Consider the following 15,310-nt stretch of genomic DNA (forward strand, 5'->3'; position numbering starts at 1 on the left):
ATGAGCACCTACACCGACTACACCACCGGGACTCCGCTCACCGACACCAAGGCCCCGGACGGCCCGGTGGAGGAGCGGTGGGACCGCCGCCGCTTCGAGGCGAAGCTGGTCAACCCCGCCAACCGCCGCAAGTACACCGTGATCGTGGTGGGCACCGGCCTGGCCGGCGGCGCGGCCGGCGCGACGCTGGCCGAACAGGGCTACCGCGTGGTCCAGTTCTGCTACCAGGACTCCCCGCGCCGGGCGCACTCGATCGCCGCCCAGGGCGGCATCAACGCCGCCAAGAACTACCGCAACGACGGCGACTCGATCCGCCGGCTGTTCTACGACACGGTCAAGGGCGGCGACTTCCGCGCCCGGGAGTCCAACGTGCACCGGCTGGCGCAGGTGTCGGTGGAGATCATCGACCAGTGCGTGGCACAGGGCGTGCCGTTCGCCCGCGAGTACGGCGGCCTGCTCGACACCCGCTCCTTCGGCGGCGTGCAGGTCTCCCGGACCTTCTACGCCCGCGGCCAGACCGGTCAGCAGCTGCTGCTCGGCGCCTACCAGGCGCTCTCCCGGCAGATCGCCGCCGGGAACGTGGAGATGCACGCGCGCACCGAGATGCTGGACCTGATCGTCATCGACGGACGGGCCCGCGGCATCGTCGCCCGGGACCTGATCACCGGCGAGGTCTCCACCCACTTCGCGGACGCGGTGGTGCTCGCCTCCGGCGGCTACGGCAACGTCTTCTACCTCTCCACCAACGCCAAGAACTCCAACGCCACCGCGATCTGGCGGGCCCACCGGCGCGGCGCGTACTTCGCCAACCCCTGCTTCACCCAGATCCACCCCACCTGCATCCCGCGCTCCGGCGACCACCAGTCGAAGCTGACGCTGATGAGCGAGTCGCTCCGCAACGACGGCCGCATCTGGGTGCCCAAGGCCAAGGGCGACACCCGCCCGCCGGCCGAGATCCCCGAGGACGAGCGGGACTACTACCTGGAGCGGATCTACCCGTCCTTCGGCAACCTGGTCCCGCGCGACATCGCCTCCCGGGCGGCGAAGAACGTCTGCGACGAGGGGCGCGGCGTGGGCCCCGGCGGCCAGGGCGTCTACCTGGACTTCGCCGACGCCATCCGGCGGATGGGCCGCAAGGCGGTGGAGGAGAAGTACGGCAACCTCTTCGAGATGTACCAGCGGATCACCGCCGAGGACCCGTACCGGGTGCCGATGCGGATCTACCCGGCCATCCACTACACGATGGGCGGGCTGTGGGTGGACTACGACCTCCAGACCACCGTGCCCGGGCTCTTCGCGATCGGCGAGGCGAACTTCTCCGACCACGGCGCCAACCGGCTCGGCGCCTCCGCGCTGATGCAGGGGCTGGCCGACGGGTACTTCGTCCTGCCGTCCACCATCAACGACTACCTGGCCCGGCACCCGCACGACGAGGTGGACCCGGCCCACCCGGCGGCGGTCTCGGCGGTCGCCGAGGTCACCGACCGGCTGCGGCGGCTGCTCGCCAACGACGGCGACCGCACCCCCGACTCCTTCCACCGGGAGCTGGGCGAGCTGCTGTGGGACGAGTGCGGGATGTCCCGCTCCGAGAGCGGGCTGCGCAAGGCGCTGGGCCGGATCCCGGAGCTGCGCGAGGAGTTCTGGCGGCGCATCAAGGTGCCCGGCTCCGGCCAGGAGCTGAACCAGTCCCTGGAGAAGGCCAACCGCATCGTCGACTACCTGGAGCTGGCCGAGCTGATGTGCCTGGACGCGCTGCACCGCTCCGAGTCGTGCGGCGGTCACTTCCGGGAGGAGAGCCAGACCCCCGACGGCGAGGCGGCCCGCAAGGACGACGAGTTCTCCTACGCCGCCGCCTGGGAGTTCACCGGCGCCGGGAACGCCCCCGTGCTCCACCGGGAGCAGCTGGTCTTCGAGTACGTCCACCCCACCCAGCGGAGTTACGCATGAGGCTCACCCTGCGGATCTGGCGCCAGCGCGGTCCTGAGGAGCCGGGCGCCATGACCGTCTACCAGGTCGACGGCATCAGCCCGGACATGTCGTTCCTGGAGATGCTCGACCACCTCAACGAGGAGCTGATCCTCGCCGGTGACGAGCCGGTCGCCTTCGACCACGACTGCCGGGAGGGCATCTGCGGCGCCTGCGGCATGGTGATCAACGGGCAGGCGCACGGCCCGGAGCGCACCACCACCTGCCAGCTGCACATGCGGCATTTCTCCGACGGCGACACCATCGACGTCGAGCCGTGGCGGGCGGCGGCCTTCCCGGTCGTGAAGGACCTGGTGGTGGACCGGTCGGCGTTCGACCGGATCATCGCCTCCGGCGGCTACATCTCCGCCCCGACCGGCTCGGCCCCGGAGGCGCACGCCACGCCGGTGCCCAAGCCGGTCGCCGACACCGCCTTCGAGCACGCCGAGTGCATCGGCTGCGGGGCGTGCGTGGCGGCCTGCCCCAACGGCTCGGCGATGCTGTTCACCTCCGCCAAGGTGGTCCACCTCAACGTCCTGCCGCAGGGCGCCCCGGAGCGGGAGTCGCGGGTGCTGGACATGGTGGGCACGATGGACGCCGAGGGGTTCGGCGGCTGCACCAACACCGGTGAGTGCGCGGTCGCCTGCCCCAAGGGCATCCCGCTGCAGTCCATCTCCACCATGAACCGCGAGTACCTGCGCGCCTCGCTGCGCGGCGGCGCGCCGGGCCGTACCCGAGGCTGACCCCGGTCCCGCGGGTGCCCCGCCCATCCGGGCGCGGGCGCCCTCGGGACCGGTTCCGCACCACCGGGGAGTCGCGCCGGACAGCCGCCCCCCGGTGGCCGGGGCGTGTGCCGATCGCCTCATCGGCCGCCATGCGCGCCCCGGCGGGCCGTTCTCGCCCGCACCCGGTCGCGACGGCCGCGATGCCCCGCACGCGCATCGCGGCGAAGGGGATCGTCGCTGACCGGGCGGGCGGGGACGGCACCTTTGTCTCCGCGGGCCTCCGCGGGCCTCCGCGGGGCTCCGTGGGTCTCCGACGGGCGTCCTTCCGCCGCGTCCGTCTCCGGCTGCTCCCGCGTCCACCGGCGCCGGGGCGCCGTTCCCGGACGGGCGCCGGGGCGCCGTTCCCGGACGGGCGCCGGGGCGCCGTTCCCGGACGGGCGCCGGGGCGCCGTTCCCGGACGGGGGTCCGGCGGGTGCCGGACCCCCGTCCGGTCCGTCAGTGGTTGCGGGGGAACCCGAGGTTGATGCCGCCGTCGCTGGGGTCGGGCCAGCGGGTGGTGACCACCTTGCCGCGGGTGTAGAAGTGCACCCCGTCGTTGCCGTAGATGTGGTGGTCGCCGAAGAGCGAGTCCTTCCAGCCGCCGAAGGAGTGGTAGCCCACCGGCACCGGGATCGGCACGTTGACGCCGACCATGCCGGCCTCGACCTCCAGCTGGAAGCGGCGGGCGGCGCCGCCGTCACGGGTGAAGATCGCGGTGCCGTTGCCCCAGCGGGAGGAGTTGATCAGCTCGATGGCCTCGTCGTAGGTCTCGGCGCGCACCACGCACAGCACCGGGCCGAAGATCTCGTCGCGGTAGGCGTCGGCGCTCACCGGCACCTTGTCCAGCAGCGAGACGCCGATGAAGAAGCCCTCCGGGTACCCCTCGACGGTGAGGCCGGTGCCGTCCACGACCACCTCGGCGCCCTGCTCCCGGGCACTGTGCACGTACGAGGCGACCTTGTCGCGGTGCTCCCGGGTGATCAGCGGGCCCATCTCGGAGGCCGGGTCGGTGCCCGGGCCGATGCGCAGCGCGGTCGCCCGGTCGGCGATCTTCTTCACCAGGTCGTCGCCGATGTCGCCGACCGCGACCACCACGGACACCGCCATGCAGCGCTCGCCGGCCGACCCGTAGGCGGCGTTGATGGCGTTGTCGGCGGCCACGTCCAGGTCGGCGTCGGGCAGCACCAGCATGTGGTTCTTGGCGCCGCCGAGCGCCTGGACCCGCTTGCCGTGCTCGATCGCCCGGCTCTGGATGTACCGGGCGATGGGGGTGGAGCCGACGAAGCTGACCGCGGCGACGTCCGGGTGCTCCAGCAGCCGGTCCACGGCGACCTTGTCCCCGTTGACGACGTTGAGCACACCGGCCGGCAGCCCGGCCTCGGCGGCCAGTTCGGCCAGCCGGATCGCGGCCGAGGGGTCCTTCTCGCTGGGCTTGAGCACGAAGGTGTTCCCGCAGGCGATGGCGACCGGGAACATCCACAGCGGCACCATGGCCGGGAAGTTGAACGGGGTGATGCCGGCCACCACACCCAGCGGCTGGCGGATCGAGGCGACGTCCACACCGGAGGAGACCTCGGTGGACAGCTCGCCCTTGAGCTTGTGGCTGATGGCGCAGGCCAGCTCCACGATCTCCAGGCCCCGGGCGACCTCGCCGAGCGCGTCGGAGTGGACCTTGCCGTGCTCGGCGGTGATCAGCGCGGCGATCTCGTCGCGGTGCGCGTCCAGCAGCTCCCGGTAGCGGTACAGGATCGCGGTGCGCCGGGACAGGGAGACGTGCCGCCACTCGCGGTACGCCTCCTTGGCGGCGGCGACGGCGACGTCCACCTCGGCGGTGGAGGCGAGCGCGACCCGGGTGTCCTGGGCGCCGGTGGCGGGGTTGTAGACCGGCCCGTACGCGCCGGAGGCGCCCTCGACGGCCGTGCCGCCGATCCAGTGGTCGATGGTCTTCATGGGGCGGACCTTTCTCGCGGTGGGCGGGACGGGGGTACGGGCGGGTCGCGCGGCGGTCACAGGTGGCGGCGGCGGGCGGCGGCCCGCCGGTCGTACTCCTCGCGTGCCGCGACGGCGGCCGGCCGGGTCGCCGTCTGCGCGACGGGCACATCCCACCACGCCTGAGCGGCGGGCGCGCCCGGCACTGTGTCGGCCGTTTCGACCTCCACATGGACACATGTGGGGTGCCGGGCGGCGCGGGCGGCGGCGAGCGCGGCGGGCAGTTCGCGGACGGTGGTGACCCGGTGCACCTCCATGCCGAGCGAGGCGGCGTTGGCCGCCAGGTCCACCGGCAGCGGGTCGCCGGTGTAGTGGCCGCCGGCGTCCCGGTACCGGTAGGCGGTGCCGAACCGCTCGGCGCCGACCTGCGCGGACAGTCCGCCGATGGAGGCGTACCCGTGGTTCTGCAGGATGACGACGGTGATGCCGATGCCCTCCTGGACGGCGGTGACGATCTCGGTGGGCATCATCAGATACGTGCCGTCGCCGACCAGCGCCCACACCGGCCGGTCCGGCGCGGCGAGTTTCACCCCGATGGCGGCCGGGATCTCGTAGCCCATGCAGGAGTAGCCGTACTCCAGGTGGTACTGGCGCCGGGAGCGGGCGCGCCACAGCTTGTGCAGGTCGCCGGGGAGCGACCCGGCGGCGTTGACGATGACGTCCTCGTCGCCGACCAGCGCGTCGAGGGCGCCGAGCACCTGCGTCTGGCTGGGCCGGGCGGCCGGGTCGCCGGCGGCGTAGGCGGCGTCCACCAGGCGCTCCCAGCGCTCCTTGCCGGCGGTGTACCGGGCCCGGTGGGCGTCGTCCACCCGGTACCCGGCGAGCGCCTCGGTGAGCGCGGTCAGCCCCGCGCGGGCGTCCGCCACGACGGCCAGCGCGCCCAGCTTGTGGGCGTCGAAGCCGGTGATGTTGAGGTTGACGAAGCGGACCCCGGGGTCGGCGAAGAGGGTGCCGGAGGCGGTGGTGAAGTCGGTGTACCGGGTGCCCACCCCGAGCACCAGGTCGGCGGTGCGGGCCAGGTCGTCGGCGACCGCGGTGCCGGTGTGGCCGATGCCGCCGACCTCGCAGGGGTGGTCGTGGCGGAGCGAGCCCTTGCCCGCCTGGGTGGTGGCGACCGGGATGCCGGTGGCGTCGGCGAGCGACCGCAGGGCGTCCTCGGCGCCGCTGTGGTGCACCCCGCCGCCGGCCACGATGAGCGGGCGGCGGGCGGCGCGCACCGCCCGGGCGGCGTCCGCGAGCACCGCCGGGTCCGGCGCGGGCCGGGCCACCCGCCACACCCGGTCGGCGAAGAACGCGTCCGGCCAGTCGAACGCCTCGGCCTGCACGTCCTGCGGCAGCGCGAGGGTCACCGCGCCGGTGGCGGCGGGGTCGGTGAGCACCCGCATCGCCTGGAGGGCGGCGGGGATCAGCGCCTCCGGCCGGGTGATCCGGTCGAAGTAGCGGGAGACCGGGCGCAGGCAGTCGTTGACCGAGACGTCGCCGGCGTACCCGGCCTCCAGCTGCTGGAGCACCGGGTCGGCGGGCCGGGTGGCGAAGGTGTCCCCGGGCAGCAGCAGCACCGGCAGGTGGTTGACGGTGGCGAGCGCGGCGCCGGTGGTGAGGTTGGTGGCGCCGGGCCCGATGGAGGTGGTGACGGCCTGGGCGGAGAGCCGGTCGCACTGCCGGGCGTAGCCGACGGCGGCGTGCACCATGGCCTGTTCGTTGCGGCCCTGGAGGAACGGCAGGGTGTCCGGGCCGGACTCCAGCAGGGCCTGGCCGAGCCCGGCGACGTTGCCGTGGCCGAAGATGCCCCAGCAGGCGGTGATCAGCCGCTGCCGGCGGCCGTCGCGTTCGGTGTACTGGCGGCCGAGGAACTCCACCAGCGCCTGGGCGACGGTCAGCCGCCGGGACCCGGCGGCCGGCCCCGGCGGGCGGGGGTGTCCCCGAGGCGGGGCCAGGGGGTGGCGGTGGCGGGTCCGGGTGCTCCGGTCAGGGGGCCCAGGTGCTCCGGTCAGGGGTGTTCCCGGGGGGCGGAGGCGGACGCGGGGGTGGTGGACGCGGGCGGGGCGGCGGACGCGGGGGTGGGCGTGGCGGGGGGCGGGGTCCGGGGGTGCGGTGGGTCATCGCGGGTCTCCGGGGGTGCTGGGGTGCGGTCGGTCCGGCGGTCGGGCCGGGTGCCGAGGGGCGCGGTCGGGCCGGGGCCCGGGGGCGTGGGGGGTGCTTCGGACGCGCCGGGTGCCGGGGGGTGCGGTGTACAGCGGGAGCCGGGCGTCCACCTCCTGGTGCCGCCAGTCGTCGCGGACCCAGGCGTGGTCGGGGTGGTCGCGGATCAGCCACCGGCGCTCCGGGCCCGGCCCGGCCATCACGTTGAGGTAGTACAGGTCGTGGCCGGGGGCGGCGATCGACGGGCCGTGCCAGCCGTCCGGGATGAGCACGGTGTCGCCGGTGCGCACCTCGGCGAGGACGTCGGTGCCCCGGCCGTGGCCGGACGGGGTGACCCGCTGGTAGGCCAGGCCCGGGTGGCCGTGGGCGGCGGCCACCTCGAAGTAGTAGATCTCCTCCAGCTCGGACTCCGCGCCCGGGCGGTGCTCGTCGTGCTTGTGCGGCGGGTACGAGGACCAGTTGCCGCCGGGGGTGAGCACCTCCACCGCGATCAGCCGGTCGCACGCGAAGGTGTCCGCGGCGGCGAAGTTGTTCACCTGGCGGGAACAGTGGCCGGCCCCGCGCAGCTCCACCGGGACGCCGGAGGCGGGCCCGTAGCGGGCCGGGAGCACGCGGGTGCAGCGGGCCCCGGCGAGGGCGAACCGGCCGCCGGTGTCGCTGGTGATCCGGGCCCGGCCGTCGCGCGGCAGGTACGCGAAGTCGCTGACGGCGCTGAACACGTCGGGGCGCCCGTGCAGGCGGAAGTGGTGCTCTCCGGTCCGCACCGTGCAGCCGCCGCTCAGCGGCAGCACGATCCACTCGCTGTCGCCGGTGGCGAGGTCGTGCGAACCGCCGGGCGGCAGCGTCAGCACGCGGAGCGAGGAGTGGCCCCAGCCGGCCCGCTCCGGGTCGATGTCCAGGTCGTACGGCCCGCGCGCCGCCCGCCCGGCCGGCAGGTGGAACTCCCCGGCGGGGCGCCGGCTCCCGGCCGGCGCCCCCGGCGGACGGCCGTTCCGTGGCCGCCGGACCGGTGGGGTGCCGGCCACCGGCTGCCGGGCCGGCGGGGGTGGCAGGGTGCGGGGGGCCGGGGTGGTGGCCCGGGGCGCGGGGGCGGGGCGGGGGGTGCTGTCTCCGGTGGTCACGGGGTGAGTCTTCCCGGCCCGGTGCCGGTCAGCCGCCCGGCGCGGCCCACCGGCGGTGTCCGCCTCCGGCTGCCCGCCGCCGGCCCGGCCGGACGGCACGGCCCGCACCCGGTCCCCGGCCCGCACCCGTTCACCGTCCCCTGCCCGGTCTCCGGCCCGCACCCGTTCACCGTCCCCTGCCCGGTCACCGCCCTCCGTCCCACACCCGGCCCGTACCCCGCCCCCGGCGCCCGGCCGGTCACCCCTCCACGGCCGGTCACCCCTCCCCGGCCGGTCACCCCTCCCCGGCCGGTCGCCCGGCCCGTGGCCGGTCCGGCGCAGGGGGTACCCGGCGACGCGCCCGGGGCCCGTGCGGGCGGGAGAGAGCTCCGTGCCGGCGGGGCAGAGGTCCGGGCGGGCGCGACGGGGACGGCGCGGCCCGACGGGCGGCGGGACGGCCGGCGGGACCCGGCGGATGCGGCGGCCGCCGCTCCGGTCACCCGTCACCGAGCACCTCCGCCACCTCGGCCCCGTTCGGCATGGCGGAGGAACAGGCGAGGCGGCCGGCGACGATGGCGCCCGCCGCGTTCGCGTACCGCACAGTCCGTTCCAGCTCCCAGCCGGCGAGCAGCCCGTGGCAGAGCGCGCCGCCGAAGGCGTCGCCCGCGCCCAGGCCGTTGACCACCTCCACCGGGACCGGGGGCACCTCCACGGTGGTGCCGTCGCGGTGGGCGGCGAGCACCCCCTCGGGCCCCCGCTTGACCACGGCCAGCCGCACGCCCGCGTCCAGCAGGGCCCGGGCGCAGGCCAGCGGGTCGCGGACCCCGGTGGCGATCTCGCACTCGTCGAGGTTGCCGACGGCGACCGTGGCGTGCCGCAGGGCCTGCGCGTAGTACGGCCGCGCCTGGTCCGGGTCCCGCCAGAACATCGGCCGCCAGTCGAGGTCGAAGACGGTGTGCCGCACGCCCTCGCCGCCGGCCCCGGCCGCGGTGACGGCGGTGTCCTCGGCGGCGTCACCGTGGTCCGCCGGACCGGCGGCCGGGTCGCGGGCCCGGAGCGCGCGCAGCGTGGCGGCCCGGCTCGGCTCCTCGCACAGCCCGGTGCCGGTCATCCAGAAGATCCGGGCGGCAGCGATGGCCGCCAGGTCCAGCTCCTCCGGGCGGATCTCCAGGTCGGGGGCCTTGGGCTGCCGGTAGAAGTAGAGCGGGAAGTCGTCCGGCGGGAAGATCTCGCAGAAGGTGACCGGGGTGGGCAGGCCGGGGACCGGGCCGACCCAGCGGTCGTCCACCCCGAACTCGCGCAGCGCCTGGTGGAGGTAGTCGCCGAACGGGTCCGCGCCGGTGCGGGTGATGACGGCGGTACGCCGGCCGAGCCGGGCGGCGGCCACCGCCACGTTGGTCGCCGAACCGCCGAGGAACTTGCCGAACGTCTCCACCCGGGCCAGCGGCACACCGGCTTGGAGGGGGTAGATGTCCACGCCGATGCGGCCCATCGTGATCAGGTCGTACGGCTCGCTCATTCGCGCCCCTTCATCGAGGACCACCACCCTGCGAGTCCTGCCCGGCGCACCGGCCCGGCACCCGTCCGCCACCCGCCCGGGCGCGCCACCGGCACGGCATCCCAGATCTAGACGCGGCGATGACCCGCTGTCAAGGTTTGTCCGGACATGCTGACGTGGGGACACGGCCGCCCCGAACCCCTGCCGGGATCCGGGTGCCACGACCCTGATGCGGATCGGGGTGCCCCGATGCGGGTCGGGGTGCCCTGACGGGGTCACGGGGCCCCGGCCTGACGGGTGCCCAGGCCCTGAGGGGCGTCCGGGTGTACTGCCGGGGCCGGGAGCCCTGCCGCACACCCCGGCGGCGCTCCGCCCCCACCGGCCGCACAACCCCATGCACCCTCACGCGCCCTCACGCGTCCCCGCACGCCCTCACGCCGCCGGCGACCGTCCCGCCCCCGATGTTCGCGTGCCGCACGCCCGCCGGCCCGTGTCCTCATGCCGGGGCGTCACGCCGCCGGGGCACGATGCGCGGTCCGGTCGGTCACCCGGGCGCCGCACATCCGTGCCCGTACGCGCGCCACCTGACGTAACGTCCGTATGTCCTGACCTGCTCTTGACGGCCGCCGGTGCGGGCGGTGAAGCTGCCGTAAGACCGGCGAGAGGAGCCCCGCGCCCATGACTGCCGCCCCCTCCCCCGCAGCCGCCGCCCACCGCATCCGGATCGGTTCCGCCCCCGACTCCTGGGGCGTGTGGTTCCCCGACGATCCCTGCCAGGTGCCCTGGCAACGCTTCCTCGACGAGGTGTCCGAGGCCGGGTACGAGTGGATCGAGCTGGGCCCGTACGGGTATCTGCCGACCGACCCGGCCCGGCTGGCCGACGAGACCGCCCGGCGGGGGCTGGCCGTCTCGGCCGGCACCGTCTTCACCGCGCTGCACCGCGGCCCGGCGGTGTGGGAGGACACCTGGCGGCAGGTCGGGAAGGTCGCCGCGCTCACCCGCGCGATGGGCGCCCGGCACCTGGTGGTGATCCCGTCCTTCTGGCGGGACGACCGCACGGCCGAGCCGATCGAGTCCCCGGAGCTGACGGCCGCCCAGTGGCGCGACCTGGCCACCGGCATGGAGCGGCTGGGGCGCGAGGTGCGGGACGAGTTCGGGCTCCGGATCGTCGTCCACCCGCACGCCGACACCCACATCGACACCGAGGAGAACGTCACCCGCTTCCTCGACGCGACCGACCCGGACCTGGTCGCCCTCTGCCTGGACACCGGCCACTACGCGTACTGCGGCGGCGACAGCGTCCGGCTCATCCAGACCTACGGCGAGCGCCTCGGCTACCTCCACCTCAAGCAGGTGGACCCGGAGGTGCTGGCCGCCGTCGTCCGGGAGGGGCTGCCGTTCGGACCGGCGGTGCGACGTGGTGTCATGTGCGAGCCGCCCGGCGGCGTCCCGGCGCTGGAGCCGGTGCTGTCGGCGGCGCGGGAGCTGGACGTGGACCTGTTCGCCATCGTGGAACAGGACATGTACCCCTGCCCGCCGGACCGGCCGCTGCCCATCGCCCGGCGCACCCGCCGGTTCCTGCGGGGCTGCGGCGCCTGAGCCGGCGGCCCGGCGGCGGCACCGGCCGCGGGTGGACGAGACCGCACACCAGGAGGCGAGAGATGGCGCAGCACGGCACGCTCGGTGTCGCGGTCGTGGGCACCGGCCGGATGGGCGCCGACCACGTCCGCCGCATCGACCGGGTGATCAGCGGCGCACGGGTGGCGGCGGTGGTGGACGTCGATGCCGAGCGGGCCCGGGCGGTGGCCGGGCCGGTCGAGGGCTGCGCGGCGTACACCGACCCGGCCGCCGCGCTGGCCGCCCCCGAGGTGGACGCGGTGCTGGTGGCCAGCCCCGGCTCGGCACACGAGGCGGCGCTGCTGGAGGCGTTCCGGCACGACCTGCCGGTGCTCTGCGAGAAGCCGCTCACTCCGGACGCGGCGTCCGCGCTGCGCGTCCTGGAGGCCGAGCAGCGGCTGGGCCACCGGCGGGTGCAGGTGGGTTTCATGCGCCGCTGGGACCCGGAGTTCACCCGGCTGAAGGCGCTGCTGGACGGTGGTGAGCTGGGCCGTCCGCTGCTGCTGCACTGCCGGCACCGCAACGCCTCGGTGCCGTCGTTCTTCACCGAGCCGATGCTGATCAACGACTCGGTGGTGCACGAGATGGACCAGACCCGCTGGCTGCTGGAGCAGGAGATCAGCGCGGTGACGGTGCTGCGCCCGCGCCCGGGGCGGGACGCCCCGCCGGGCATCGGCGACCCCCAGCTGGTGATCTTCGAGACCGAGGGCGGCGTCCTGGTGGACGTGGAGATCTTCGCCCGCTGCCGCTTCGGCTACCAGGTGCAGGCGGAGGCCGTCTGCGAGCGGGGCACCGCGCGCGTCGGCGACGCCCACGGGATGCTGGTCAACCGGGACGGCCGGTGGGGCGGGGAGATCGCCCCGGACTTCACCGTCCGCTTCGCCACGGCCTTCGACCGGCAGGTACAGGCCTGGGTGGACGCCTGCCGGCGCGGCACCGTGACCGGCCCCAGCGCCTGGGACGGGTACGCCGCCGCGGCCGTCTGCGAGGCGGGGGTGCGGGCCCAGGCGACCGGCGAGCGGGTCGCCGTGGAACTGGCCGCCCGCCCCGCCCTCTACCAGGACTGACCAACCACCCCGGCCCGGCCGGACCGCCGCCACCGACCGAACCGCCAGGACCCACCGGCCACGGACGCCACGCCGGGACCCACCGGCCACCGGCACCACGGGGCGCCGGGACGCACCGCCACCGGGACCGGCCGCCCGGCGCGCACCGGGCCCGGCACCGGGGCCGCCGGGGTCGGGGCCACAGCGGCCCGGGTGCCGGCCCCCCACCCGTCACACCCACCACATCCGGCGACGGGACGGGGTCCGGTGGGACCCGGAGGGGCCGCCGTACGGCCCTCCCGCCGGCCTCCACCGCGTCTCCACCCACGCCGCCGGTCCACCCACACCCCGCCCGCTCCCACCCCGTACATCACTCCTTCATCACCAACGTCACATTCCTGCGGGATTTACGTCACAGGCGTTCGACAGCCCACCTCCACCGGACACGGACCGCCGTTCGCCCGGCACAGGCTGTGATCACCCCCAGCGGTCGCGTCGCGCCCGCTCGCCCCCGAAGAGGGGCGCGGCGCTTTGAGGAAGGCAGGAGATGACCGACCGGAGGCTTTGGTCGTACAAGGAGATCGCCGCGCACATCGGCGTCCAGACGGACACCGTGCGGTCCTACCGCAAGCACGGGCATCTGCCACCCCCGGACCTGGTGCAGAGCGGCAAACCGTACTGGTACGCGGACACCATCAGGGAGTGGGTGGCCCGGCGGCCCGGGAACCGGCCGCGCCGCGACTGACGGCCGCGGGCCGGCGGCCGGCGGGACGGCCCCGGTCACCCCGGGCGCACCCGGCGGCCGGCCCGGCGGAGCCCGGCAGGGAAGGGCGCGGCCCGGTACCGGAGAAGTGGGCGCGGCGCGGGGCGGGTGGGGGACCCGTACACCGCGGCGGCCCGGTGACCGTCCCGCGCGGTCACCACCAGAAGGATGCGCGATACCCCCAAGGGGTATACAGTAGGGAGAGTCGGGACGCCGCCGGCGCAACCCGGCCCAGGCAGCGCATCACCCTCATCATCCAGGAGAAGCCATGACCACCGAGGCGAAGACCGGTTCCTGCTGCACCCCCGACGGCTCCTGCGGCGACGCGGCGGCCGGCGCGGAGGCGGGCGTCGTGACCACCGTCTACCAGGTGACCGGCATGACCTGCGGCCACTGCGAGGGCGCGGTGTCCGAGGAGATCTCCGCCATCGCCGGCGTCAGCTCCGTCTCGGCGGTCGCGGCGACCGGCCGGGTCACCGTGGTCTCCGCCGCGCCGCTCGACGACGAGGCCGTCCGGGCCGCCGTCGACGAGGCCGGTTACGAACTGACCGGCCGCGTCTGACCGACCGGCACCCCGGCCCGGCCGACCCGGCGGCACCCCGCCCGGCGGACGGGCCGGCCGTCCGGCCATCCGGCCGCCGGCCGCGGCGTCCAGGGCCGGCCACCGGACCGGGTCCGCCGCACGCGGCTGCCGGCCGCGGTTGCCCCACGGCGCACAACCTTCACGGCAGCCCGAGAACTTCACCGACTCCACATAAGCCGCACACCACCCATACAGTTGAGCCTCGATCTTCAGATCGGGGCTCTTGTCCTCTTACGCCTCCATATGGCAAGAGACGCAGATCACACTCTTGGGAACGTAACCATTCCGGGGGATGGGGAGTCTAACCCTGCGATCGATCCGTCTTGGGGGACGGTGTCGGTCACGCGTGGCCGGGGCGACGTACCCGGGGAGCTTTGAGCGGCCCTCCCGTACGTACGCGTCCCGGCAGGTCGCGCTCGCGCGACCGGCAAGCGCCCGGCCGGATCCCGTGGGGGGAATCCGCACCGGGATAAGGGAGCGCCCCGCCCCGACCCGTGGGGGGATCGGAAGCGGGGCGCTCTCCTGTGTCCGGGGCGGTCCGGGTCAGCGCTGCTCGACCGGGACGAAGTCACGCTCCACGACGCCGGTGTAGATCTGCCGCGGGCGGCCGATGCGGGAACCCGGCTCCTTGATCATCTCGTGCCACTGGGCGATCCAGCCGGGCAGCCGGCCGAGCGCGAAGAGCACGGTGAACATCTCGGTCGGGAAGCCCATCGCCCGGTAGATCAGACCGGTGTAGAAGTCCACGTTCGGGTAGAGCTTGCGCTCGACGAAGTAGTCGTCGGCGAGCGCGTGCTCCTCCAGCTTGAGCGCGATGTCCAGCAGCTCGTCGCTCTTGCCGAGGGCGGAGAGGACATCGTGCGCCGCCGACTTGATGATCTTCGCCCGGGGGTCGAAGTTCTTGTAGACGCGGTGCCCGAAGCCCATGAGCTTCACGCCGTCTTCCTTGTTCTTCACCTTGCGGATGAAGGAATCGACGTCGCCGCCGCTGGCCTGGATGCCCTGGAGCATCTCCAGCACGCTCTGGTTGGCGCCACCGTGCAGCGGGCCCCACAGCGCGCTGATGCCCGCCGAGATGGAGGCGAACATGTTCGCCTGCGAGGAGCCCACCAGACGCACGGTGGAGGTCGAACAGTTCTGCTCGTGGTCGGCGTGGAGGATCAGCAGCTTGTCCAGCGCGCTGACGACGACCGGGTCGAGGATGTACTCGGCCGCCGGCACCGAGAAGGTCATGCGGAGGAAGTTCTCCACGTAACCCAGGTCGTTGCGCGGGTAGACGAACGGGTGGCCGACCGACTTCTTGTAGGCGTACGCCGCGATCGTCGGCAGCTTGGCGAGCAGCCGGACGGTCGACAGGTGGCGCTGCTTCTCGTCGAACGGGTTGTGGCTGTCCTGGTAGAAGGTCGACAGGGCACTCACCACGGAGGAGAGCATCGCCATCGGGTGCGCGTCCCGCGGGAAGCCGTCGTAGAAACGCTTGACGTCCTCGTGGAGCAGCGTGTGCGTCGTGATCTCCTCGCGGAAGTGCGCGAGCTCATCGACGGTCGGCAGCTCCCCGTTGATCAGCAGGAACGCCGTCTCCAGGAAGGAGCTCCGCTCGGCCAGCTGCTCGATCGGGTAACCCCGGTAACGCAGAATGCCCGCCTCACCGTCCAGGTAGGTGATCGCGGATTTGTACGCGGCGGTGTTGCCGTATCCCGAGTCCAGGGTCACCAGACCGGTCTGGGCGCGGAGCTTGCCGATATCGAAGCCCTTGTCGCCGACAGTGCTGTCCACCACCGGGTAGGTGTATTCGCCGTCCCCGTACCGCAGTACTACAGAGTTGTCACTCACGTCATCCCT

The 15,310-nt window shown here is 74.4% G+C and carries 11 protein-coding genes; 6 read left to right on the top strand and 5 right to left on the bottom strand.

What is annotated here, in order from left to right:
• On the top strand, nt 1-1,947 hold the full coding sequence (locus IHE55_RS09290) for a fumarate reductase/succinate dehydrogenase flavoprotein subunit (RefSeq protein WP_197988599.1): 1,947 nt from the start codon (nt 1-3) through the stop codon (nt 1,945-1,947).
• On the top strand, nt 1,944-2,708 hold the full coding sequence (locus IHE55_RS09295) for a succinate dehydrogenase/fumarate reductase iron-sulfur subunit (protein WP_197988600.1): 765 nt from the start codon (nt 1,944-1,946) through the stop codon (nt 2,706-2,708). The genes IHE55_RS09290 and IHE55_RS09295 overlap by 4 nt, the downstream gene beginning before the upstream one ends.
• Before the next feature lie 478 nt (nt 2,709-3,186).
• On the opposite strand, the gene IHE55_RS09300 is transcribed toward IHE55_RS09295, so the two are convergent.
• The 4 genes from IHE55_RS09300 to IHE55_RS09315 form a co-directional block, all read right to left on the bottom strand.
• A complete protein-coding gene (locus IHE55_RS09300; protein ID WP_197988601.1) occupies nt 3,187-4,680 on the bottom strand; it encodes a CoA-acylating methylmalonate-semialdehyde dehydrogenase in 1,494 nt (497 codons plus the stop codon).
• A 56-nt stretch (nt 4,681-4,736) separates the two neighbouring features.
• Nucleotides 4,737-6,656 (bottom strand): 3D-(3,5/4)-trihydroxycyclohexane-1,2-dione acylhydrolase (decyclizing), encoded by a 1,920-nt coding sequence (gene iolD, locus IHE55_RS09305; protein ID WP_197991889.1) that lies wholly within the window; start codon nt 6,654-6,656, stop codon nt 4,737-4,739.
• Nucleotides 6,657-6,818: 162 nt separating this feature from the next.
• Entirely contained in the window at nt 6,819-7,796 is a 978-nt protein-coding gene (gene iolB, locus IHE55_RS09310; RefSeq protein ID WP_232266143.1) for a 5-deoxy-glucuronate isomerase, read from the bottom strand.
• Nucleotides 7,797-8,457: 661 nt separating this feature from the next.
• On the bottom strand, nt 8,458-9,480 hold the full coding sequence (locus IHE55_RS09315) for a 5-dehydro-2-deoxygluconokinase (protein ID WP_197988602.1): 1,023 nt from the start codon (nt 9,478-9,480) through the stop codon (nt 8,458-8,460).
• Nucleotides 9,481-10,137: 657 nt separating this feature from the next.
• On the opposite strand from IHE55_RS09315, the gene IHE55_RS09320 reads away from it, so the two are divergent.
• The 4 genes from IHE55_RS09320 (at nt 10,138) to IHE55_RS09335 (ending at nt 13,447) form a co-directional block, all read left to right on the top strand.
• Entirely contained in the window at nt 10,138-11,058 is a 921-nt protein-coding gene (locus IHE55_RS09320) for a sugar phosphate isomerase/epimerase family protein (protein WP_197988603.1), read from the top strand.
• Nucleotides 11,059-11,120: 62 nt separating this feature from the next.
• A complete protein-coding gene (locus IHE55_RS09325) occupies nt 11,121-12,143 on the top strand; it encodes a Gfo/Idh/MocA family protein (RefSeq protein ID WP_197988604.1) in 1,023 nt (340 codons plus the stop codon).
• A gap of 526 nt (nt 12,144-12,669) precedes the next feature.
• On the top strand, nt 12,670-12,867 hold the full coding sequence (locus IHE55_RS09330) for a helix-turn-helix transcriptional regulator (protein WP_197988605.1): 198 nt from the start codon (nt 12,670-12,672) through the stop codon (nt 12,865-12,867).
• A 286-nt stretch (nt 12,868-13,153) separates the two neighbouring features.
• Nucleotides 13,154-13,447, top strand: coding sequence for a heavy-metal-associated domain-containing protein (locus tag IHE55_RS09335; RefSeq protein ID WP_197988606.1), 294 nt, complete (start codon nt 13,154-13,156; stop codon nt 13,445-13,447).
• A 564-nt stretch (nt 13,448-14,011) separates the two neighbouring features.
• Here IHE55_RS09335 and IHE55_RS09340 read toward each other — a convergent pair.
• A complete protein-coding gene (locus IHE55_RS09340) occupies nt 14,012-15,301 on the bottom strand; it encodes a citrate synthase (RefSeq protein WP_197991891.1) in 1,290 nt (429 codons plus the stop codon).
• Nucleotides 15,302-15,310 lie beyond the last annotated feature (9 nt).

Origin of the sequence: Streptomyces pactum (assembly GCF_016031615.1) — a bacterium.
In the GTDB taxonomy this organism is placed as follows: Bacteria; Actinomycetota; Actinomycetes; order Streptomycetales; family Streptomycetaceae; genus Streptomyces; species Streptomyces pactus.

Coding starts and splice junctions, on each gene's coding strand:
- IHE55_RS09290 (WP_197988599.1), top strand. CDS start 1: ATGAGCACCTACACCGACTACACCACCGGGACTCCGCTCACCGACACC.
- IHE55_RS09295 (WP_197988600.1), top strand. CDS start 1,944: ATGAGGCTCACCCTGCGGATCTGGCGCCAGCGCGGTCCTGAGGAGCCG.
- IHE55_RS09300 (WP_197988601.1), bottom strand. CDS start 4,680: ATGAAGACCATCGACCACTGGATCGGCGGCACGGCCGTCGAGGGCGCC.
- IHE55_RS09315 (WP_197988602.1), bottom strand. CDS start 9,480: ATGAGCGAGCCGTACGACCTGATCACGATGGGCCGCATCGGCGTGGAC.
- IHE55_RS09320 (WP_197988603.1), top strand. CDS start 10,138: ATGACTGCCGCCCCCTCCCCCGCAGCCGCCGCCCACCGCATCCGGATC.
- IHE55_RS09325 (WP_197988604.1), top strand. CDS start 11,121: ATGGCGCAGCACGGCACGCTCGGTGTCGCGGTCGTGGGCACCGGCCGG.
- IHE55_RS09330 (WP_197988605.1), top strand. CDS start 12,670: ATGACCGACCGGAGGCTTTGGTCGTACAAGGAGATCGCCGCGCACATC.
- IHE55_RS09335 (WP_197988606.1), top strand. CDS start 13,154: ATGACCACCGAGGCGAAGACCGGTTCCTGCTGCACCCCCGACGGCTCC.